Genomic DNA, 20,705 nt, shown 5'->3' on the forward strand with positions numbered 1-20,705 from the left:
GTGGGCATTCTTCCGTAACCCGACGCAACCCACGCCAAGGAGGCACAGTGGAAATCCGTGGCTTGCATCACTCTTACGGTGGCCGAAAAGTTCTCTGCGGCATGGACCTCGACCTGCAGCCCGGCATGCTGACCGGAATCGTGGGCGCAAACAGCACGGGCAGATCGACCCCGTTGAAGATCCTCTCCGGCGAACTCCGTCCGGATCACGGCACTGTGCTGCATCGAGGCCGCTTCGGGTACTGCCCGCAGGAGGTCGTCCTCAACGACGCCCTCACCGTCCGCCAGCACCTGGACTTCTTCAAGACCGCTTACAGTCCCACCGACACGGGCTACGCCGAACAGATCATGGAGATCCTGGGGTTCAGCAAGTACGCCAGCGAGCTGGTGTCCTCAGCGGCGGTACCCGTGTCGCGGCGCATTCGCATCGACACCCCGATTCGACACGGAGTTCACAATGCAGAGTAGATCACCTCTCGACCCCGCTAATATGCCCCGGCATGTCGCCTGTATTCCGGATGGAAATGGAAGGTGGTCACAGCTGCGCAACGGCTCCCGGATCGCCGGGCACAACCAGGGCGCACAAGTATTTCATGATCTCATAACAAGCGCATGCGAACTGGGAATCGAATGGTTCACGGTATACGCGTTTTCCGCGGAGAACTGGCAGCGTCCCGAAATCGAGGTCAGATTCATTGCAAGTACGATCGAACGAACCATCTACCGGTGGCTCGACGATTGCAGTCGATATAACATACGGATCCGATGGATCGGGCGCGCGGAAATGCGCATACCGCGCGCTCTACGCAGGGCGATCGACTATGCGACATCGACGACGAAGAACAATACCGGAATGACATTGACCGTCGCATATAATTACGGTGGCCGCGATGAAATCGTCGATGCGATCCGCAAAATAATCGAGGACGGCGTGGATGCCGCGGATCTGAATAGCGAGCTGGTGAGTCGATACCTGTACGCGCCGGATATGCCCGATCCAGATCTCGTTATCCGGACATCAGGAGAGAACAGGATCTCGAACTTCCTACTCTGGCAGCTCGCTTACAGCGAACTGGTGTTCACACCTGCTCTCTGGCCGGATTTCACCGTTGATCACCTGTTGGATGCAATCCACGAGTATCAGCGACGAGTGCGAAGATTCGGAACCGTCGACGACGGCAATAAAAAATTGGATACGCAGCTACAATAGGCCCCGGATAGACATCTCACCACCCTGAAATGATCAGTTGGAGATATTTATGAACACGGATTGGGCAGCTAAAGTCCCGAACCTACCGTTCGAGGATACCTATATCGAGGGTGCTCGCATCAGTCCCTTCTGGGAGCAGGTCGACGAGAAATCGCGGTCATTGCGCACGGAATGGTTGGGGCCGCTCACAGCTATCGAAAAGGAACGGTTGCGCGGAATAGATTGCGCAAGAGTCGCGTGTCAGGCATTTCCGGACTCCGATCCCGATGACTTGGTCGTATTTACGATAATTTGCGAATTGAGCTTCCTGTTCGACGATAGAATTGGATTCGATGAATACGACTCACTGGAGGACCTCCAAAGCGATATTTCTCGCTGCGATAGAATACTCGAAACAGGGCAGGCTGAAACAATCGACCCTGGACTCGAAAACACTATGGCCAAATGTCTGCAGCGGATTTACCCCAGGCAATCACACAGCTGGCGGAGACGAATACGGCAAAACTTTCTCGACTGCATTCTGGCCATGGGGATCGAACTCGACAACCGGCGAGAGGGGCACGTCCCGGGCCGCCGGGAGTATATTTCGATGCGTCGAAATTCGGTCGCCATGTACCTATGTTTGGATCTAGCCGAATTCATGCTCCGGATCGAATTATCAGATACGCTTTACGATAGCGTCGAAATGTGTGATCTTCGCGAAAGTTGGGGCGATATTGCAGCCTGGGTGAACGACATGGCGTCGTATCACAAGGAAGACGCAGCCGGTGAAGTGAACTTGATACACGTCGTTCGAGCAGAGAAAAATCTGTCAGTCGAAGCAGCATTCGATGAAGTGGCTGATATGATCGAATCTCGCGCCACCGATTTTATTGAAGCCGAACGCTCATTGAAAGACAGTGCCTTATATATAAATAGCACCGCCAGCGAGCGCGACGCGGTCGACATCATGGTACAAACATGCCGGAACACAATGGGAATGTACGTGCGACATCACCGAGAATCGCCGAGATATGCCAGCCAGGACAGCGAGGTATAAATTATTCCATTGGCCCGAAACGGTCGAGTTGCCTACCCGAAAGTCGATGACCAGCAGTAACGTCCTCGCACCGGCGGCAACGACACCGTTTCGGTTCAACAACAACGGAAAGGCCGAGCAGACCAGCCACGAGCTGCCGCCCACGCGGCCGGGGTCTACCCGTTCTTCAGGGTGCCGCCGTCGATGACATAGTCGGCGCCGATGATGTTGGCGGCCTTGTCCGACACCAGAAACGTTATCAGCGCGGCAACTTCTTCGGGCTCGGAGATCCGGAGCGATGCGATGGAGAACAGCTCGGGAATGGCGGCGAGGAACTCGTCGTGCTTTGCATCATTGGCCGCCGCGACCCTCGCACCGAAGCTGTCGGCGCCACGCCACAGTGGGGTGCCGACCACGCCGGGGGAAACGGTGTTCACACGCACACCCTGCGGGCCGAATTCCTCGCTGAGCCGTTTGCCGAAGCTGGTGAGCGCGGCCTTCGCTTCGCTGTAACCAACCGGTCCCATCGCTGGTACTTGTGCGAAGATCGAGGACACGTTGACGATCGCGCCTCGTCGCTCGAGAATGCTGGGCAACGCGGCCCGCGTGGCCCAGATGGCGCTGAAGAAGTTGAGGTCGAAGAGGTTTCGCCACTGCCGGTCGTCGATGTCGAGGAAGCCACCCAAGCCGAGTTCCTGGGCGTCGCCGCCACCGACGTTGTTGATGAGGATGTCGATTCCACCGAGTTCCGAAAGCGCCGCGTCCACCACTGCGGTCGCACCCTCGGGCGTCGACAGATCAGCGGAAACGGCTGCCACACTGACCTTTTCCAGCTCCGGAGAGATATTCCGGGCCGCGCCCAGCACCCGTGCCCCTTCCGCCGACAGGGCTGCAGCGACAGCTAGACCGATTCCGCGGCTCGCTCCAGTGACAACGGCGGTTTTCCCGGCAAGTCCGAGGTCCATGAGGTTTTCCTTTCTCGACCTTCAGATCAATAATTGGGGTGCAAAATGGGCCGCTGAGCGAGCACGAAGTAGTCTTTCAACAGTGTGAAATCCGTTGCTAGCCAGTCGATCACGGCGTCGATCCTCCCACAACTGACAGCTACGCGTCCCCGTTCGACCGTAGCCCGTCCAGAATCCGGCCCAGGTCGGCCGTGAACGCGCGAACAGACTCGGCCGCAGTCTCCCGCATGGTCGACGGCTCCACGCCACGCCTGCGGCGAGTTGCGGGCTTCCGGGGTTCGTGCGTTCGGTCATTCGACTCGAACAACGCACGCGCGGCGGCGCGCTGATCCTCCGTCGCCGGTGGCGCCGCTGCAATCGCGGGCTGGTACATAGGCGCGTAGCCCGGTGCCGGACGCGCGGCGCGGATCCTCGCAGTCACGTGGCCGGGCATGATCCGCTCGGTCGATTCGGCGTAGTGGGCGCGGACGGCGATCAATGCCTCCTCGCGGTTCCAGTTGGCGCGTTGCGCGGCGTCGAGCCACGCGGATTGCATCAATCGTTCGATGTTGCGGCTGTCGTAGGACTGGGCGACCTGGAGCAGCACCGGGATCTCATCGGGGGTCATCCCGCGGCCTCGATGGCGGTCTGGCTCCACACATCGAGCTGCGACGCGGAGCGTTCCGGCATGGAAATGCCCGCGGCGGCGAGGATGCGCGGGTCCGGATTCTCCTTGAGCGCTTCGGCTTTCGCGAACTTGATTTCTGCCGGGGTCAGCGTGGCGCTAGGCGGGCAACTGGCGGGCCTGGCGACAGTGCGCGGGCTCTCGGCCGCCCGGCGAATCCAGTTACGCCACGTGGCTGTCCAGTCAACGCGACGTTCGCCCTTGGACAGCCAGTAGTCGCAAAACTTTCGGTGTTCGGCCTGGAGGTCGACGGTGGGGCATTCGGCGCGCATGGCGTCGATGACGTCGTGAGGCGGCATCCAGCCGTCTGGGAGCGTGACCGCGCGTCTTTTGCGCGGCTCTCTCTGAACTACTTCGTTAGAAGTAGTTGGTACGGGTCGGGTCGGGAGTTCAACGGGCGATGCTTCGGTTTCGCTTGGCACGATGCTTAGCGATGGCGAAGCATGGTGCTTCGTGTTCGCTTCGGTGTTCGGGCAGCCGGGTTCGCCTCGCCTGGACTGTCCGGACCGCTTCCCACCTGCGCGTCCTGCCTCGCGGAGGCGTTCGCGTCGTTCTTCCACTTCGGCCTTGGATGGGTTGAATTCGAGGTAGTTTTTGAACTCGAAATCGCCGTTTTCGTGCGCGATCCAGAGCCCGATTTCGACCAGCTCTTTCGCGAGTTTCGGGCGGATTCCGAGCATTTTCTGCGCGTTTTTCGACACGATGCCGTCGGTGAGCTGATCGGAGCAGTAGCTTCCGGCGGTGGCCCACGCGCCGACAGCGGCGAAGCTGGCACCGAGTCGTTGCGGGGAACTCCAGAACTTGTCGTCGATCTTGAACCAGGTCATCAGGCGGCCTTGCTCTCTGTACGGGGCTGGTTGGGAGATAGTGGGATCGACTCGCGAACGCGCACAGTGGTGTAGGTGGTCCATCGCGTGTGCTCGGCGATCTCGCGGTTGGTCATTCCGTCGGCTACCAGCTGGCGGACAAGTAGCCGACGGTCCTTGGGGGTGAGCACTTCGGCGGGGAGCTTCCCAGCCAGCGCTCGGTTGTAGGTGCGGAGTTGGTCGGGCCGGTATTCGGTCGGGATGCTCACCGTGCGGGCCGGACGTCGTGCACGGCGTGCCGGAAGGTTTGGAACGTCTGGCCGCACACACCGCAGCAGACGAGCGGGTACGGCAATGCGGCCATCTCAGCGAGATGTGGCGCGCAGATGTAGGAGTCGGCGCCGAACGGCGGTGGTGCGTCGCAGTCGTGCCGTGTGATCTCGTAGTCCGGTGCACGGTCGCAGGCGGGTCGCTGTCGCCACATGGTGCGGCCGACCTCGCAGCGGGTGATGATCCATGCTGCGAGGTCGACGGCTATGGCCGGTATGGTCACGCCGCGAACTTGTCGGCGTAGTGCTCGCCGCGTGTGACTCACCGCGGACTATTCGGCGCGGCAGGTGCCCGACGTGGTAGCCGTCGAGAATGACTTTGCACTGGTAGGCGGACATGCGGTTGCCGGGTGTGATCCGGATCGCTTGCCGTGCAGCCCGTTTCGACCGGTATCGACGCTTCCCGCACTCATGGCAGAACGTCCAGTCCTGCCACTCGCCGCGCGTCACGATGCCCGCCGATCGAACCGTGCGACGAGCTTGTCGATCACCGTGCGACCCATCGCCTTCTCTACGTCGAGCTGTCGGGCCACGGATGTTTCGAGATACACAGCGGCGAATAGGGCGGCGTCGACGACCACATGGCGGCCCCGCCCGTGCAGGCCGTTGCGGTTGCGGCGGCGCCGAGCCGCGACGGTGTGCGCGGCTCGGCAGTGTTCGCATGGCTGCTCGCCACGGCGGCGGTGGCGGTGGCGGTGGCGGTGGCGGTGATATCCGGCGTCGCTGCCGCAGCCGACGTGTAGGTCGATCCGGGTCACGCAGCGACTCCTAACATGCTGACCTTGGTTTCGGCCTCTGCGCGGATTACGGCGCACCAGTCGTCCCCCAGGTCGGCCGCTTCCCTCCAGATGCCTTGCAGCTCCTCGCGGGTGCCTGCCGAGGCGATTGCGGCGCGCAGCTTCTCGGCGGCGGAGTCGATGTCGGCCTGTGTCCTGGCCGGAGCGCGCTTGCTGCCGACTGCCGCGTAGGCACGGTCAGCGACCGACTGCCCGTTCGTCCAGGTCTGCGGCTCCTCAGGCTCTGGCATGACGTCGGGCGCGGTATCGAGTGTGCGCAGTTCCCGCACTTTCGCAGTCTTCGGATCGCACTTGAGCACGTCGAAGATCAGCCATGCCAGGGTGAAGTCCGGTGCGGGTTTCGGCTTGTCTCTGCCGGGACGCCGGTATCCGGGGTTGCACCTTCGGCTTCAACAAGGAGCCATACCTGCTGCACAAGGCCGTCGTCGTAGGCGGAACAGTGACATGCACGTCCGCCCCTCTTCAGTTCCGCATCGAGTTGCAGCTATGGCATCGATCGGGCACCAGCAACCCAAGGCCGAAGGGTGACACCGCCATCGTCACGCAGATCCCCAACCCGAGCGTCCACGTCGCCACGATGGCGCTGGACTGCGTACCCGGCATGTGGCAGGGCAAGATCGTCATGCGGGCCACTTGGGACACCGGGACAGATGAGGTCCGCAAGGAGACTGTGGCTGCCATCATCCAGTGCTAAGTTGACTCCGATGGATGTGGTCTTTATCAGTAGCGGCCCTACCACATGGTCGAGCCGATGGTGGCGGCTGCGCTTCACCCTCTACTACCGATTTCGGCGTGCCTCCCGCGAGCCCGGCTATACCGGGGAGAACCAGTGGGTTCCTCGCCGCGAATACGGCGGCTGGGTCATCCGACCTTGCAGCGGGTGGCGTCGGATCCGCTGGATAACCCCACCCCTGCACTACACGCGCGCCATCCCCGCTGACGACACGTACGCCGTCGGCACTTGGATGTTGGAGAAGCTGGAGATGTAGACCGGTAGACCGGATACAGCGAATCCCGCCCCGCCTACGAATCAACGGAGGCGGGGCGGGATTCGTCGGACAGGCTGACCGACGCAGGTCACGGCGTCGACGCCTGCGCCCGCGGGTCACCTTCCAACATCGGTATCACCTCGTCGAACGGTGGCATCGATGAGCCTGGTCCACAGGTATCCACGCGCACACCGTGACCGTCATTGTCCCGCCGTGGATCCCGCCCTGTGGGCCACGCGTGATTGAGGCGCGCTCGACTGGGCCGGACCGATAACCCCGGCGTGTCCGGTTCAAACACGCTATGACTCGAGTAACAGAGTTTTGCTGCGCGCAGATGTGCAGCCGACAGCCCGCTACGGGGCTGTCCATCGCAGGGGGGAATATGCCCTGCCCGAACCCAAGGGGAATCAACATGACTGGACCGAACCAGCCCTACCCGCAGCAGCCGACGCACGGGCAGCCGTACCCGCAGCCGGCGAAGAAGCGGAAGGTATGTGGGTCCTACTCGCTACCATCGTGCTCCTGCCCGGTGGATGTCTGGCCATAGTCGGCACCGCAGGGAAGGAAGCGGCCCAGGCCCTTGACGCGGCGGCGACGTCGATTCAGTCCGCAGCGGACTCGCCGGCCGCACCGATCCCGCCACTGACAGCGAAACCGCCCACAGGCGAGGCAAAACCGTCGTGTACGAGATCATCTCGGACTCGGACCTGAATAGCGTCACCTATTTCGACGCCGAGAATCCGGAGTAGACAACAATTGAAGACCGTCAAGATACTTCTGTTCATCTTGTTCTGGCCGTACGCGCTCATGTATTGGGGTATCCGGTGGTGTCTGGCGCACCCCGAGGAGACCAAGCAGGCCTACCGATCGGTGGCCGACCGCATCTACAGGTACCCGAAATGGATAGCGGCTGCTGGTGTCGTGGCTGGTGCCGCTGTTGCGATCGGCAACGCGATCAACGGTCAACCCCAGAACATCGTGGGTGGCGTCATCCTGGCCGTAGTGGTGGTAGCTGTGGTGGCAGTCATTCGGTGGCTCGAACATAGCAGGATCGCATCCGAGATCGCCGCCCGCGCCGACACACAACACGCGGCCTACCTCCAAGACGACGACATCGGAACCTACGGCGCTGAAGGCCGCCCGCAGCTTTGAACCACCGCCAACAGAGAATCCGGTGGTGGTTGCGGAAACCCCTGCCTCCTCATGGCCCGATTGTCTGACCTCACTCGGCCGGGTCAAGGGAAAGAGCGCCTTTGACACGACCTCCCTCAGTTCAGGATGGCCAGTAGTAGGAAGCAGGGGAAGAGAAGTCGCCATGACCGCTTGTTCTAGTTGCTGCTGTCACCGGGATGTGCACCCACGACTACGTAGCCCGATTGGTAATACGCTGCAAGCCGCTCCGTGGCGAGTCGTTGACACTCGTTGTCTACATCGCCCGTGTACGGCACCACCCCGAGATCGTCACGAAGAACGTCCTGCAGCAAGGTGACCGCTTCCCTCAGCGGGCCATCGAACCAGCTATGAAACTTCTCGAAGGCTTCGGCGTTTTCATTCAATTCGACCCAACGGCGTTGAGCAACACGGTAAGCCGGGCCGAAGCCGTCGTAGACCTCATCAGCCACTTCGAGTGCACGATTGGGCAAGATCATCTGCGTTCGCGCACGGAGCTCAAGAAATTTCGTTCTCGCCGAATCCAACTCGGCTACGTCGACGTCGAGACCACGATGTCTATCGACCAGACAGTCATGGGCCACCATCCATAGCTGATGCGCAGAAGCGTTGAGTTCGACGTAGACGACTCGCTTCTCCTCCAACGTCAAGCGTCGTTCAGCCTCGGCTCTCTCCTCCGCGCGCTCACGACCTCGGTCGGCACTGTCAAGCTGCTTGGACTTCAATGCTGCACGCTGCGAAACGAATGTGGCGCTGAGTGTTCCGGCGACTCCGACGAGCGCTACCACAAGACTGATCACCGCTGCACCCACAATCAGAAGTATCGACGATCATGGCTTCCATCGCCAGCGACTGCGGTCCGCTACTTGCCGAAGCATCAGCGGTCGGACATGGACGCAAAGGGTGATCCGGGCATCTCCGGTGTCACCACCGTGTCACAAGTACCCCGTACGCAGTCGGACAGACATGTACTGAACCACCAAGACACGAGACTCCATCGACCGGCCGGGTACCCCTGAATCCGTGCCATAGCTGTTTCCCAAGCAGACAGCGCGGGTTCGATTCCCGTCATCGGCTCCACAAGAAAATGGCAGCAACCAGCACGTTCCCGGTTCGGGGATCAATCTCCACTCTATGGCCCAGTTCTTGATCTCCCGCTCAGTGTTCGACGAGCCGGAGCCGGTACAGATTCACCGCCTCAAAGATCAATGCTCGGTTGATCTCGTGGACGTTGTCGCCGGTGTACTGAATGCCTGTGATCTCAACGGGCTTCGCGCGAAGGATCGGCATCAGACGTTCACCTCAACGAGCTGCGCCCACGTGGCGCGTGAACGATGAGCTGTGCGGAGTATTCGCTGCCGCTGGGGCCGATGCTGACCAGCCAGGCGGGCATAGTGCGTGCTTCGCTGGTGGGGCCGACGGCGGTGTTCCAGCAGCCGGTGTCGGCGTCGAGTTCGAGGCGGACACGCAGCTCTCCCTGGGAGAGGGAAACGATGTGGAAGCGCGCGCCGTTGTAGGCGTCGAACTCCTCGTGCCGCACCTCGAAGCCGTCTGCGGTGTCGACGGCGGTGACGTCGTCGCTGAGGCCGGGTGAAGGTGTATCGGGGCACGCGGCAACGGTATGGCTGGTTTCAGCGGGTTGCAGAGATGGAGTCGCCAACTATTCGGGGGCAATGGACAACCCCGCGTCTCTGGACAAGGGCGCAGCGGGCGCATCACGGGCAGTGCGCGCCCGGCACAACGCCGTCGAAACCACCAAGACCACCCACCTGCGCGACACCGAGCTCGCCGACGCCGATGCTCCCGTTCGCAAGCCGGTGGTCGGCCTCCTCGATACCGCCGGTGTTGCAGTAGATCCGCACCCAGTAACCGCCCTCCGGCAACGTACCTCGCAACGTGCGAGCGACCTTGTAATACGTGTCGAGCAGGTCCTTCGGGTCCGCGCTCGCGGTCGATACGCGGATCTCCTTCCCGACGATCTCGTGCGTGTAGGGCGGCGGCTCCGAAACCGCCACGCTGCTCGCGCGCACCGAGGGTGTGCTGCTCGCGGGCGCCGCGGCGGGCTCCTTGTCGGTCGAGCATCCGGCAAGCGCAGCGGCAACGATGGCGGCGAGAAGCGCCGCTCGGGTGAGGCAGGTCATACCGCGCATCATGCCACCCGCATGCCTGTCCGAACGGGCCCGTCGATTCACCTGCCGAACTGGAGGGGTCCCTCCGAAAACGGCCATATGTACGAGTGCTTCACCGCACTACCACAATGAGCGGGCCGCCTCATCCGACGATGGATCTCACCGACATCGCGTACCTGCGCTGGAGCCGGCCTCGCAGCCGCTCCAGCGAGCGCTGCGGCTAGGCGCCGCCGGTCTCACGCATGGTGGCGTTGGACAGCGGTCGTCGAGTCGCGCTCGAGCGGCTGGCCGTTCACAACAGGCCCTGACCAGCGGCGATCACTGCGAGCGGAGCCTCGGGTAGGTGTGACGAGCGCGCGGTGGTTATCGGCATCAAGCAGACGGGCGGCGGCGGGGGCCTGAGGGATCCGCGACAGCGATCACTGCCTCTCGATCCTGGAGACGCCGGATCTGGTGGAAGAGTGGGAACTTCCCGCCCCGGTCGTGCTCCTGAACGGCGACGGGCACTGATGGATCGCGCTCGACTACCGTGCCTGCGGCAGAACGGGTGAGCCATCGGTCGTGGAGATCGAATCCCAGGATGGCGATGTCCTCTTCCTCGCCCCTGATTTCGCGTCATTCGTCGAGGGCTTGACCTCATCCGAACAGTTCGATAGTTGATCCGACCGACGAGCGGCACATGGACGAGGCGAATCGCGCGAGGCGCCTCCCTGATGTGCCACTCAACGGGGTAGCAGACGGTAGAGAGAGGTTTTTTCGGCGGCGCGGGCGGTGTGGAGGGGGGAGGTTGGGTTGTGGGCCCGGGGGTGGGTGGGGCGAGTGTCGAGTTGGGCGGCTAGGTGTAGGCCTGCGGTGGCGATGCGGTCGAGCAGTTCGCGGCGGGTTCGGAGACCGAGGTGTTCGGGGAGGTCGGAGAGGATCAGCCAGCCTTCGCCACCCGGGCGAAGGTGTGCACGGAGGCAGGAAAGGAAGTCGTGGAGCATGGACGAGTTCTCGTCGTAGACGCCGCTTTCCAGCGCTGAGGTCGGCGTGGCCGGGATCCAGGGCGGATTGCAGACGATGAGATCGGCCTTGCCTTCGGGAAACAGTGTCGGGCCCTCGACGTCGACCGATGTCAAGCCCAACCGATCGAGATTGGCGCGGGCACAGGACAGGGCGCGGGTACTGCTGTCGGTGGCCACGGTTCGGGCGAATCCTCGACGAGCCAGCACGGCGGCGAGCACGCCCGTCCCGGTTCCGAGATCGAACGCGGTGTGGACCTCTTCGGGCAGTGGCGCCTGCGCGACGAGATCGACGTACTCGCCGCGGACCGGGGAGAACACGCCGTAGTGCGGATGGATACAGGCGTCGAGGGCGGGCACGTGCACGCCCTTTTCTCGCCACTGCGCTGCACCCAGGACACCGAGCAACTCGGTGAGCGCGACTACCGTGCGCTCGTGCGGCACGCCGTACGCCTCCCGGCATGCCCGCCGCACGTCTGGAGCGCGGCGCAACTCCAGCGAATGATCGTCCTCGAGTAGAACGAGCAGCTTGCCGAGCACCCGCGCACGGCGGTGGCGCGCCGCACGATGCCGGCGGAACGCTTCGGCCGGATCGGCACCGAGCACGATGTTGCGATCGACCCGCCTCCCCATCGCCTGCAACAGCTGCTTGGCATTGTGGAAGTCACCCCGCCACAGCAGGCCGGTCCCGGCACGAGCCAGGCGACAGGCGGCGTCGGCGGTCATCCGGTCATCGGCGACGACCACCGAATTCGGTGGCGGCGTGACACTTTCGGAATGCCAACGAGCGGATCGGAACGTGTTGTCTTCGGTCCAGGAAGCGGTGGACATTGGTGTACTCCTCGTGATCGAACGTGCAAAGGTGCGAAAAGCACTTCGACGAGGAGTCACGAAAAAGACCTGTGCGGTACGCACAGGAATCAGCTCAAAGCTGTTCTACACCCACGCCGAAGTGCGCGGGGAGTCGCCGAGAACCATGCCGAGGGTCATGATCGGGCCTTTCAGAGAGACATGTGAGTCTCCCACAGCGTGAGCACTGCGGCACAGCCGACCCGCCCCGGGTGCACGGGAGCCGGATCGGGTCCGCTCGCGGGTGATCAGGCTGCGCCGTTCGCGGGTTCCGCGTGGAGGCGGCGGAAGCGGCTGCCGTGGAAGACGAGGGGGTCTACGTCGGTGCGGGTGGCGATGCGGTGGATGCGGAGGATGACGACGGCGTGGTCGCCCGCGGGAACGTTGGCTTCGGGGACGCCCTCGATCCAGGCGGAGGCGCCATCGATGAAGACGGCGTCGCCGGAGCCGCGGTGCAGATCGATGTCGCGGAAGCGGTCGCCGTCGCAAGCGCCGAGCGAGCGGGCAGCGGCCTGCTGGTCGATGCCGAGCAGGCTCAGACCGAGGTGGCTCGCGGCCGCGAGCTTGGGCCAGGTCGCCGAGGAGTTCTGCACGCAGAACGAGACCAGCGGCGGGTCGAGCGAAACGGGGACGAAGGTGCTGACAGCGAGACCATATGGGGTCCCGTTGATTTCGGCGCATACGGCGACGACACCGCTGGGGAAATTGGCGAACGCGCGACGGAGACCTGCTCCGTTGGCAGGAAATTCGAACTGGTCATGCATGATTCGCAGCCTTCGAGCTGGTGGTCAGTGCCTGGGCGACGGGGCGCCACCGATCACTGTACCGGTCGATTTCGCCGTCCTCATGGAATGTGCGGTCGGACAGGTAGAGCCCAGGAAGGGCGGCCGTGGCACCGATCTCGACCAGCACGGGTCTGAGCAGCAGGTCGGGAGCCAGGGCGTGGCCTGGTCCCGCGCCGAGCATCACAGGCACCGCGAGCACGTCCGCGAGCCCGGTGCCGCCGTAGAACTGCTCGAGGAACAACTTCAGTAGCCCGGTGTAGGTCGCCTTGAAGGTGGGGCTGGCGAACACCACGAGTTCCGAGTCCGCCACGGTGCGCACCGCCTCGGCCACCGCTGGGTCACCCCAGCGAGCAGACCCGGACCCAACGTGACGAGATCGATGACGGTGGCGTCCACGTCCGGGCGGAGCCCCTTCGCGACCAGTGTGGCCGCGGTCAGGGTGCGAGAGGCGGGCTTCGGATTCCCGACGACAACGGTCACTGTCACTTTCGTATCCTTTTCGCTCACATGCTGCTCGGCGGTCAGAGCACGCCGTGCAACGGCGGCGCCGTGCCGTTCAGCAGGGCACGGCCGATGTGCTGGTACTTCCAGCGCACGGGGTCGTGCAGGGTATGTGCGCGCGCGTTGCGCCAGAAGTGGTGCAAGTTCAGATCCGCCGCGGCGCTGCGCGTGCCGCCGACCTCGAACAGCGCGGCGGACACGTCGTTGGCCGCGCGGTCGGCGAGCACCTTGGCGGTCGCGACGGCCAGCGATGCCTGTGCTGCGCGATCCGCGCCGGGTTCGGTGCGGGTGGCCGCGCCGACCGACCACCCCGCGGCGGACAACGTCGCCTCAGCGGCGGTCACCGCGACGGACAGCTCACCGAAGCGTTGGATCAGCAGCGGGACCGCGCCTTGGGCGATCCGGTCGAAGAGCGGCCCGAAGATCGCATCCAGTTCGGAGTCTGTGGTGGATTTCGCCTCGATGGATGTCATCACCCCACGATCGCGCACCCCTGCGACACGCTCACGGGTTGCACGCAGCGCGATCGAAATGCCGTGCGGCGGTTGGTGTCGGTGCGCCTCGTTAGAGTTGCCGCGTGGCTGGATCGCGGTATTCGTTCACGGCGGAGGTGTGGGAACACCAAGGAGACGCCGCGTGGCACTTCGTATCGCTGCCCGAGGATATTGCCGACGAGATCGAGGAACGGTACGCGCATCGCGCGGGTGGCTTCGGCGCGGTGCGCGTGCACGTGGTCATCGGGAAGAGCCGCTGGTCGACATCGCTGTTTCCCGACAAGTCACGCGCGACCTATGTGCTGCCGGTGAAGAAGGCGGTGCGCGCCGCCGAGGGGTTGGCGACGGGTTCGGCTGCGCGGATCGAACTCACCGTCGCGTTGTGAGGCGCCGGCACGGCGGTCCCTGGCCGAGCAGTCATCCTGCGAGCCTGCCGACGAGTTCGGCACACGCTCGCGCCATCCATACGACGGCGACTGCCCTGCGTATGTCTCATATGCTCACTATTCGACCGGGCGTCCTGATGGCGGGCACCAGCCTCTGCGCTTGCTCCCGCGCCGCTTGACCGCCACCACAACGATCACCAGTACACCGATGATCACGCCGCCGAAGCCGAGGCCGAGCGCGCCGAGCAGGACGCCGACGAACCCTTGGCCGATCGCGGCGGTCACCTCTGAGGCGCCCGCCGTGGTCACCCGGTACGGTTCGCTACGCGGATCGCGGATTGTCGGTCCGGTGGATCGAGTCCGCTGGTCAGCGCCCTTGGAGAGGTTGCCCGAGCACCCCTCGGAAAGGCTGATCGGCGCCGTCGCGGAAGCTGATCGACGCCGCTCGACCGATACCGTACCGGCAGTTCGCTCAGCGCGGCTGCGCCGCCGACATGCACTCGCTGGCGATCCGACCGCTGGCGGCACGCGCCTTGTCCGCGTCCTCCTTGCTCATTCCCAGCGTCTCCTGGTCGGCGGCCTTCGCGTCGTACTTGTCGCTGATCATGACCCGCAAACCGGCCTGCGAAATCCCTTGATCCACGAACACCTTCGCGGCGCAGTCGGCGAGCTGCTGGTTCTTGAGGCCCTTGTCGTGCAGTGACTTGGCGAGCTCGGCCTGCGTCACCGTAGGCGCTGCCGTGTCCTTGTCGCTGCCGCATGCCGCGAGCACCGGCAGCGCGATCAGCGCAGCGGCGATCATGCAGATCCGCACCTGACTCCTCTTCCGTCGAATTCCCACTCGGGGGGCGTGGCCACCATAATGCCGTGCCGTGCTAGACGGTAGCCGTTCGCGGCGATCGATGCCGGTTACGTTCTCGCACAACGCGTTGCACCGGCCTATCGGGTCTCACAGATCCATCGCAGCCCGCAGCGCGGTGTCGAGCCGCTCCACAGTGTCGCTGTCCACCACGTCGACCCGCTCGGCCAGCCAACCGCGGAAGATGCGCCCGATGTTTCCCGCGTGCACCCAGCCGTGCTCCTGCACCGGAACTGCGAGAATGTCCTGCGGGTCCTCGTCGACCACCTCGGCGGCGATCAACCACGGGCGGGGAGATTCGTTGATTCCGTCACTGCTGATGAGCACGACCGTACGGCGACGCGGCGAACCATGCGGGTTGTAGATCCACAGTTCACCCCGACGCACGCATCGCCTCCTCGGCGGCCGCCAGCTCGGCCGCGTCCGCGGCGGCCTCGGAGCTCACATCCGACACCGGACCGACGCCCGCGCGCACCGCCTCGCGGCGCGCGGCCTTCGATATCCATGCCGAGGGCGACATACCCGCGCGGGCCGCGGCCTGCTCGGCGTAGGACCAGGCGGCCGCGTCCAGCGAAAGGGTGACCTTACGCGTTGCCATACCAATTATCGTACCGCTACTCGGGGCATCTCAGCGCACGGTTTCTGCTGATGTGGCAGGCGTTCCGAGGAGCCCCGCGGATCCGAACTGATGGCTGGTGACTGCTGTTAGGGTGGGTCCATTCGGACGACGACGAGTGGGGATGACCACCATGACGACGTTGCACCATCACCGGGTCGGCGCGGGGGACCCACTCGTCTTGGTGCACGGAGTCGGTAGCCGGTGGCAGATATGGGAGCCGATCATCGACACCCTCGCCACGTCACACGAGGTCATCGCGGTCGACCTGCCCGGGTTCGGCGGGTCGGCCGCGCTCGCGCACACCACCGTCGACACCCTCACCGACGCGCTCGCCGAATTCCTCGCCGCGCAAGGTGTCGATCACCCGCACCTGGCAGGCAACTCGATGGGCGGGCTGATCACGCTGAATCTGGGGGCGCGCGGTCTGGCGCGCTCGGTCACCGCGTACTCGCCGATCGGCTTCTGGCACACCGCGGGTCGTGTCTGGTGCCAGCAGTCACTGGGCAAGTCACGGGCGCTCGCGCGCATGATGCGGCCCGCACTGCCGTCCGTCCTCGGCACGGCGGTGGGCCGGACCGCCTTCCTGGCGCTGATCTTCGGTAAACCTTGGGCACTGGACGCCCAGGTGGCGGTGGGCACCGCGATCGGCGCCGCGGACGCCACCGGGTTCGATGCGGCGCTCGCCTCGTTCGCCGACGCCGAACTGCATGAAATCGGTGCGCTGGCCGACATTCCGGTCACCGTCGCGTGGGGCACCCGCGACATCCTGCTCACCTATGCGACGCAGAGCCGCAGGGCTCGCGGCGTGCTGCCGAACGCAAGGCACGTCACGCTGCACGGGAGCGGGCACTCCCCGTTTTCCGACGACCCCTCCAGCTGCGCGCAGGTCCTGCGCGAGACGATCGAGCGCGAGCGGTAGCGTCAGTTCATCGAGCGGGCGGGTCGAGCAGGGTGTCCGCGTCAGCCGCGCCCAGCAACACGCGCACCGCGTTTCCCCACCGATGCTGGAGAATTCGGTTCCGGTCCTGTTCACCGGTGAGCAGCACGCGCAGAGCGAGCCCGGTCATGATCTCGATGGTGAACTCGGTGATCGTCGGCACGCGTGGATCGTCGGGGAACTCATGGCGGAAAATGTCGCGAATGCTGTTGTGCATCAACTCGAACAACCGGGACTCCAGCGGCAGGAACGCCGCGAGCAGTTCCGGGTCGGTCCGCGCGCCGACCCGCATCTCCAGCGCAGCCCAGAACGAGGGGCCGCTGAGCATTCGGATGGTCAGCTCGACCGCCGTCGCCAGCCGGTCCGCATCCGGAGGGATCGCCCCGAATTCGCTGGTCAGCTGGGCGAATCGGCGAGCAGCGACGTGCTCGACAGCACCGGCGAGCAGATCGGCCTTGGTCGGGAAGTGATGCTGCAGGGTCCCGCGCGGCACCCCGGCCCGCTTCTGCACCGCGAGCGTGGTCGTGCCCGCGTAGCCGACCTCGACCAGGCTCTCCACCACCGCGTCCAGGAGTCGGGTGCGCATACGCGCCGTGCGCTGTGCCTGCGTATCCCGGACGCGATCCGACACGGCCCTCAGCGTCCCTGCCACTGCGGGTCGCGCTTCTGCGCGAACGCGAGCGCACCCTCGGCGGCATCCTTGGAGAACAGCGCGGGCAAGGCGATCTCGCCCTGCTTCGCGAAACCCTCCTCGACCGACCAGTCCGGCGACTCGTCGATGATCCGCTTGCTCATCGGCATCTCACCCTTCGAGGCGGCGACGAGATCCATTCCGGCGCTGAAGGTTCCACCCGCACCGGTGAGCACGAGCACGCGCGCGGCGTCGTCCGCCCCGAACTCGTCGACGGCGGCCTCGATGGCCTGCGCGGTAGCGAGATCGATGGCGTTGCGCGCCTCGGGCCGGTTGACGGTCAGCACGGTGATCGCGTCACGCCGTTCTACGAGTACCGGGTCGAGCCCACCCGCCTCCCGGCCACCACCCCTCATCGAGTCGCGCTGCGACGCTGAATTCATTGGACGCTCGTCTCGGTGAGCAAGGTGAACGTGTCCGCGGTGGCGATGTCGACGGCCGCGCCGAGCGGGTCGCCGTCGGTGCACGCCGCGATCGTGTCGGCATCGGACGCCCGAACCAGTATGCGGGTGCCCGCAGGCGTCAGCGCGCTCACCACAACGGCTTCCGGCTCGTCGGCGTGGTCCGGCGCCGGGCCCTTGCGGTAGGCGACGGTATAGGACTCGACCGTCGCGGGACCGGTATACCCGGGCTCCGGATCGCGTCGCGCCGCGGGGACGTCCACTTCGACCGCACGGAACAGCCGGGCGGGCGGCTCGGCCGAATACACGCCGACACCGTGCTTGGTGCTGTACCAGCCCAGCGCGGTCGTCAGGCCGTAGGCGTGCGGGTCGTCGCGCAGCAAGCCGGACAGCGTCGCAATCGAGTGGGTGGTGTAGTTGTTGCCCGGGCCGCCCGCGAAGGTGAGCCCGCCGGTGACCGACAGCGGCCGCGCCGGGTCATCGATCGACAGGCCGAGCGCCTCCGCGCCGACCTGCACAGCCACCGGGAAACACGAGTAGAGATCGATATGCGCGATCTCGTCGATGCCGATGCCCGCCGCGCCGAGCACCGCGCCGCCCGCTACCGCGATGGCGGGTGAGGCAGCCATGTCCGCACGCTCGGAGACGAACCACTCGTCGGTCGCGGTCGCGCCACCGTGCGGGAAGACCCAACGGTCCCTCGGCACGCCTGCCGCGTCGGCGGCGGCCGCGCTGCACAGGATCAGTCCGGCGCCCAAGTCCACCGACAGGTTCGCGACCAGCAGCTTCGGGTACGGCGTCGATACCGTCCGATTGGCGTGCGTCGGCGTCACGAGGTCGGCGACCGAGCGCACGGCGGGCTGCCACGCGTAGGGATTGCGCGCGGCGACCTCGGACAGCCGCGACCACAGCCCGCCGATTCGCTCCCGGTGCGCGGCTTCGCTCAGCCCGAGCCGGTGGCGCAGCGCCGTCTCCATCAGGGCGTAGAAGTAGACCGGGCCCCACAGGCCCGCGGCGGTCTCCATGTCCGAGTTGGGTGCGCGGTTCGAGCCGACGGTCGCGCCGGGCCGCGTGCCCTCCGGCTGTTCGGGCCAGTCCAGCACCGCGCCGGTGCGAGCGGCGGCATTCCAGGAGGCCACCGCTTCTGCGCCGGTGATCAGCGCGACGTCCGATCGTCCGTCGGCGATGTCCTGCGCGACGGTATTGAGCAACCGCTGCGGTGCGTCGCCGCCGAAGCGCACCGATTGCACCGTCCGTTTCGGAGTGGCGCCGAGGTCGGCGGCGACCAGCGCGCCGAGGTCGCCGTACGGACGGCTGACCGGAGCAACGGCCGCGATCAGGTCCGCGGAGCGCAGCAGCCGGGCGCCGACGCCGCTGTCGGCGGCCGCACGGCGCAGGGATTCGGCGGCGAGTTCGACCGGCCCGGGCAAGCCCGGCTCGCCAGGCCGGTGCACGACCTGCCCGGCACCGACAAGCACCGGCGTCCTCGGGTCCATTCCGGCTGGCAGCATTATTCCTCCGCTCCAGAACCGTCAGTATTGACGGTAACTCGAGTCCGATTAGAACAGAGGGCCCGAGGCTGGGGCAACAGGTCCGGAAGGACTACCGTCTCACGAGCGATTTCTGAGAATGAACACCAACATCGCGCTGTGGCTCGACAGCGACCGTGCCTACGTCACCCGCACCGGCCGGAACACCTCGACCGCGCACGGCGCCCTCGAGTGCGCGACCCGCCACCGGATCCCCAGAAGGCTGTCAGCAAATATTCAGCGAAGTCAGCTGGCGATCCGCCGGTCCGAGACAAATTTCGCTGTTAGCATTCTGACGATTCGCCAGCCAGTCGAAAAGTGGTGCGTGGCACACTGCGAAGGGTCTGTGTATCGCGGGACGTCTGCGTTTCGCACTGCTCTCGGCAAGAACCGGAGGGCTCACAGACATTGACCAAGACCGTATCCATACTGATTTCGGCGCTGACCGGTGTCTCGGCCTTGCTTTTCACGGCAGGCACCCCCGCCATCGCCAATCCGAACGCGATCAATCCGATTCCGGTGCTCAACGGCACCAATGGATTGCCGAATCTGGTCGGCCGCAGCAGGGCGGTCTTCCAGGTGACCGGCATGGCCAGTCCGAACAACACCCAGGACTACAATGTGCTCGGCACCGATCTCGGCATTATGTGGGACAACGGGCATGGCGAAATGCTCACCGCTTTCGGTGACAGCGCGGGCATCGGTCTCCCGAACCTGCTCGCGGGCAGCGCATGGGCCTGGCGCAGCAATATCCTCGTCCGCAGCCACACCCAGGATCCGGCCAATGGCATCTTTTTCGACAGTGTGGTCCGGGATGTGTTCGGCCAGGCTCGCGACCTGATTCCCAGCCCGAAGATTCCGTTCCTGGAGATCAGCCGGATCCCCACCGCGGGAATCTCGGTCAACGGCGTGCAGTACATGAGCATGATGTCGGTGAAGAGCTGGGACGACGTCGGCCAGTGGAGCACCAACTTCTCCGGCCTGGCCGCCTCCGGTGACAACGGCGAGACCTGGGCCGACCTGTCGGCCACGCGGCGACCGAACGAGGGCGCGGACGCAAATTTCCAGATGAACGCCTTCATGAAGGATGGCGGATACGTCTACGAATACGGCACCAGCCCCGGGCGCAACCACGCTGCCTACATCGCCCGCGTCCGCGAGACCGACATCGAGAATCTCCGCGAATACGAATACTGGGACGGCCGGGGCTGGCGCAAGAACGATGTGAATGCCGCAGTGCCGATCATGTGGGGCGTCGGTGAACTTTCGGTGAGATACAACTCCTATCTCGGACAATTCATCTCGCTCACCACCGATCCCTTCAATTCCGTGGTCATGCGCCGAGCGTCCTCGCCCGCGGGTCCGTGGAGTGATCCCGAGGTGCTGATCGATACCAGGGAATTGCCGACCGCGTACGCGCCATCGATTTTCCCGTACCAAACCGGGCGCGATCTGTACTTCCTTACCACCGTGCACAGCCAATACAACGTCGTCTTGATGCGCACGACGCTGTAGTACTCGGAGCCCTCCCGGTTCAACACGGTTCTTGACCTCAATCATGGTTCATGTATGAGGCT

Annotated in this window: 28 protein-coding genes and 2 pseudogenes; 9 read left to right on the forward strand and 21 right to left on the reverse strand. The window is 64.7% G+C overall.

What is annotated here, in order from left to right:
- Window positions 1-47: 47 nt before the first annotated feature.
- From OHB12_RS23585 to OHB12_RS23595, 3 genes are read left to right on the forward strand one after another with little or no spacing between them, the layout of a single operon-like run.
- Window positions 48-467, forward strand: coding sequence for an ATP-binding cassette domain-containing protein (locus tag OHB12_RS23585; RefSeq protein ID WP_327110761.1), 420 nt, complete (start codon window positions 48-50; stop codon window positions 465-467).
- 22 nt (window positions 468-489) lie between these two features.
- Window positions 490-1,209 (forward strand): polyprenyl diphosphate synthase, encoded by a 720-nt coding sequence (uppS, locus tag OHB12_RS23590; protein WP_327110762.1) that lies wholly within the window; start codon window positions 490-492, stop codon window positions 1,207-1,209.
- 49 nt (window positions 1,210-1,258) lie between these two features.
- On the forward strand, window positions 1,259-2,248 hold the full coding sequence (locus OHB12_RS23595) for a terpene synthase family protein (protein ID WP_327110763.1): 990 nt from the start codon (window positions 1,259-1,261) through the stop codon (window positions 2,246-2,248).
- A 155-nt stretch (window positions 2,249-2,403) separates the two neighbouring features.
- On the opposite strand, the gene OHB12_RS23600 is transcribed toward OHB12_RS23595, so the two are convergent.
- The 7 genes from OHB12_RS23600 to OHB12_RS23630 all read right to left on the reverse strand — a co-directional run bounded on the left by OHB12_RS23600 (window position 2,404) and on the right by OHB12_RS23630 (window position 6,057).
- Window positions 2,404-3,192, reverse strand: coding sequence for an oxidoreductase (locus OHB12_RS23600; protein ID WP_327110764.1), 789 nt, complete (start codon window positions 3,190-3,192; stop codon window positions 2,404-2,406).
- 139 nt (window positions 3,193-3,331) lie between these two features.
- A complete protein-coding gene (locus OHB12_RS23605; protein WP_327110765.1) occupies window positions 3,332-3,799 on the reverse strand; it encodes a hypothetical protein in 468 nt (155 codons plus the stop codon).
- Window positions 3,796-4,683: a hypothetical protein gene (locus tag OHB12_RS23610; RefSeq protein WP_327110766.1), complete on the reverse strand. Its 888-nt coding sequence runs from the start codon at window positions 4,681-4,683 to the stop codon at window positions 3,796-3,798. Before OHB12_RS23610 ends, OHB12_RS23605 begins: the two co-directional genes overlap by 4 nt.
- A complete protein-coding gene (locus tag OHB12_RS23615) occupies window positions 4,683-4,931 on the reverse strand; it encodes a hypothetical protein (RefSeq protein ID WP_327110767.1) in 249 nt (82 codons plus the stop codon). The genes OHB12_RS23610 and OHB12_RS23615 overlap by 1 nt, the downstream gene beginning before the upstream one ends.
- A complete protein-coding gene (locus OHB12_RS23620; RefSeq protein ID WP_327110768.1) occupies window positions 4,928-5,215 on the reverse strand; it encodes a hypothetical protein in 288 nt (95 codons plus the stop codon). Before OHB12_RS23620 ends, OHB12_RS23615 begins: the two co-directional genes overlap by 4 nt.
- A 222-nt stretch (window positions 5,216-5,437) precedes the next feature.
- Window positions 5,438-5,749, reverse strand: coding sequence for a hypothetical protein (locus OHB12_RS23625; RefSeq protein ID WP_327110769.1), 312 nt, complete (start codon window positions 5,747-5,749; stop codon window positions 5,438-5,440).
- Entirely contained in the window at window positions 5,746-6,057 is a 312-nt protein-coding gene (locus tag OHB12_RS23630; RefSeq protein WP_327110770.1) for a hypothetical protein, read from the reverse strand. The genes OHB12_RS23625 and OHB12_RS23630 overlap by 4 nt, the downstream gene beginning before the upstream one ends.
- Window positions 6,058-6,227: 170 nt before the next feature.
- Between OHB12_RS23630 and OHB12_RS23635 the strand changes: the two genes are divergently transcribed.
- From OHB12_RS23635 to OHB12_RS23645, 3 genes are all read left to right on the forward strand, one after another.
- A complete protein-coding gene (locus tag OHB12_RS23635) occupies window positions 6,228-6,482 on the forward strand; it encodes a hypothetical protein (protein WP_327110771.1) in 255 nt (84 codons plus the stop codon).
- A 10-nt stretch (window positions 6,483-6,492) separates the two neighbouring features.
- A complete protein-coding gene (locus OHB12_RS23640; RefSeq protein WP_327110772.1) occupies window positions 6,493-6,777 on the forward strand; it encodes a hypothetical protein in 285 nt (94 codons plus the stop codon).
- Between the two features lie 756 nt (window positions 6,778-7,533).
- On the forward strand, window positions 7,534-7,929 hold the full coding sequence (locus OHB12_RS23645; RefSeq protein ID WP_327110773.1) for a hypothetical protein: 396 nt from the start codon (window positions 7,534-7,536) through the stop codon (window positions 7,927-7,929).
- Between the two features lie 176 nt (window positions 7,930-8,105).
- Here the strand turns inward: OHB12_RS23645 and OHB12_RS23650 are convergent, their stop codons facing one another.
- From OHB12_RS23650 to OHB12_RS23680, 7 genes and pseudogenes are all read right to left on the reverse strand, one after another.
- On the reverse strand, window positions 8,106-8,747 hold the full coding sequence (locus tag OHB12_RS23650) for a hypothetical protein (RefSeq protein ID WP_327110774.1): 642 nt from the start codon (window positions 8,745-8,747) through the stop codon (window positions 8,106-8,108).
- 497 nt (window positions 8,748-9,244) lie between these two features.
- A complete protein-coding gene (locus OHB12_RS23655; RefSeq protein ID WP_327110775.1) occupies window positions 9,245-9,607 on the reverse strand; it encodes a hypothetical protein in 363 nt (120 codons plus the stop codon).
- Between the two features lie 55 nt (window positions 9,608-9,662).
- Entirely contained in the window at window positions 9,663-10,088 is a 426-nt protein-coding gene (locus OHB12_RS23660; protein WP_327110776.1) for a hypothetical protein, read from the reverse strand.
- A gap of 710 nt (window positions 10,089-10,798) precedes the next feature.
- On the reverse strand, window positions 10,799-11,908 hold the full coding sequence (locus OHB12_RS23665; RefSeq protein WP_327110777.1) for a class I SAM-dependent methyltransferase: 1,110 nt from the start codon (window positions 11,906-11,908) through the stop codon (window positions 10,799-10,801).
- Window positions 11,909-12,174: 266 nt separating this feature from the next.
- Window positions 12,175-12,690 carry a flavin reductase family protein gene (locus tag OHB12_RS23670; protein WP_327110778.1) on the reverse strand — a complete coding sequence of 172 codons (516 nt, stop codon included), beginning with the start codon at window positions 12,688-12,690 and terminating at the stop codon, window positions 12,175-12,177.
- Window positions 12,683-13,197 (reverse strand): annotated as a pseudogene (locus OHB12_RS23675) (NADPH-dependent FMN reductase). Before OHB12_RS23675 ends, OHB12_RS23670 begins: the two are co-directional and overlap by 8 nt.
- A gap of 35 nt (window positions 13,198-13,232) precedes the next feature.
- Window positions 13,233-13,595, reverse strand: a pseudogene (locus OHB12_RS23680) (acyl-CoA dehydrogenase family protein); the annotation flags it as partial.
- 194 nt (window positions 13,596-13,789) lie between these two features.
- Between OHB12_RS23680 and OHB12_RS23685 the strand changes: the two are divergent.
- Complete coding sequence (locus OHB12_RS23685) at window positions 13,790-14,092, forward strand: DUF1905 domain-containing protein (protein WP_327110779.1); 303 nt, start codon at window positions 13,790-13,792, stop codon at window positions 14,090-14,092.
- Between the two features lie 117 nt (window positions 14,093-14,209).
- Here OHB12_RS23685 and OHB12_RS23690 read toward each other — a convergent pair whose 3' ends face one another.
- The 4 genes from OHB12_RS23690 to OHB12_RS23705 all read right to left on the reverse strand — a co-directional run bounded on the left by OHB12_RS23690 (window position 14,210) and on the right by OHB12_RS23705 (window position 15,549).
- Window positions 14,210-14,377: a hypothetical protein gene (locus OHB12_RS23690; RefSeq protein ID WP_327110780.1), complete on the reverse strand. Its 168-nt coding sequence runs from the start codon at window positions 14,375-14,377 to the stop codon at window positions 14,210-14,212.
- A 187-nt stretch (window positions 14,378-14,564) separates the two neighbouring features.
- Window positions 14,565-14,894 (reverse strand): hypothetical protein, encoded by a 330-nt coding sequence (locus OHB12_RS23695; RefSeq protein ID WP_327110781.1) that lies wholly within the window; start codon window positions 14,892-14,894, stop codon window positions 14,565-14,567.
- Between the two features lie 147 nt (window positions 14,895-15,041).
- Window positions 15,042-15,338, reverse strand: coding sequence for a hypothetical protein (locus OHB12_RS23700; RefSeq protein WP_327110782.1), 297 nt, complete (start codon window positions 15,336-15,338; stop codon window positions 15,042-15,044).
- Window positions 15,325-15,549: a hypothetical protein gene (locus OHB12_RS23705; protein ID WP_327110783.1), complete on the reverse strand. Its 225-nt coding sequence runs from the start codon at window positions 15,547-15,549 to the stop codon at window positions 15,325-15,327. Before OHB12_RS23705 ends, OHB12_RS23700 begins: the two co-directional genes overlap by 14 nt.
- Before the next feature lie 142 nt (window positions 15,550-15,691).
- Here OHB12_RS23705 and OHB12_RS23710 point away from each other — a divergent pair, with 142 nt between their 5' ends.
- On the forward strand, window positions 15,692-16,489 hold the full coding sequence (locus OHB12_RS23710; RefSeq protein ID WP_327110784.1) for an alpha/beta fold hydrolase: 798 nt from the start codon (window positions 15,692-15,694) through the stop codon (window positions 16,487-16,489).
- A 7-nt stretch (window positions 16,490-16,496) separates the two neighbouring features.
- On the opposite strand, the gene OHB12_RS23715 is transcribed toward OHB12_RS23710, so the two are convergent.
- From OHB12_RS23715 to OHB12_RS23725, 3 genes are read right to left on the reverse strand one after another with little or no spacing between them, the layout of a single operon-like run.
- Window positions 16,497-17,138 (reverse strand): TetR/AcrR family transcriptional regulator, encoded by a 642-nt coding sequence (locus OHB12_RS23715; protein ID WP_327110785.1) that lies wholly within the window; start codon window positions 17,136-17,138, stop codon window positions 16,497-16,499.
- A 5-nt stretch (window positions 17,139-17,143) separates the two neighbouring features.
- Entirely contained in the window at window positions 17,144-17,581 is a 438-nt protein-coding gene (locus OHB12_RS23720; protein ID WP_442799834.1) for an enoyl-CoA hydratase-related protein, read from the reverse strand.
- Entirely contained in the window at window positions 17,578-19,110 is a 1,533-nt protein-coding gene (locus tag OHB12_RS23725) for an acetyl-CoA acetyltransferase (RefSeq protein ID WP_327110786.1), read from the reverse strand. Before OHB12_RS23725 ends, OHB12_RS23720 begins: the two co-directional genes overlap by 4 nt.
- A 426-nt stretch (window positions 19,111-19,536) precedes the next feature.
- Here OHB12_RS23725 and OHB12_RS23730 point away from each other — a divergent pair, with 426 nt between their 5' ends.
- Window positions 19,537-20,643, forward strand: a complete 1,107-nt coding sequence (locus OHB12_RS23730; protein WP_442799835.1) for a DUF4185 domain-containing protein — start codon at window positions 19,537-19,539, stop codon at window positions 20,641-20,643.
- Window positions 20,644-20,705 lie beyond the last annotated feature (62 nt).

The sequence above is a fragment of the Nocardia sp. NBC_01730 genome (genome assembly GCF_035920445.1).
GTDB lineage: Bacteria > Actinomycetota > Actinomycetes > Mycobacteriales > Mycobacteriaceae > Nocardia.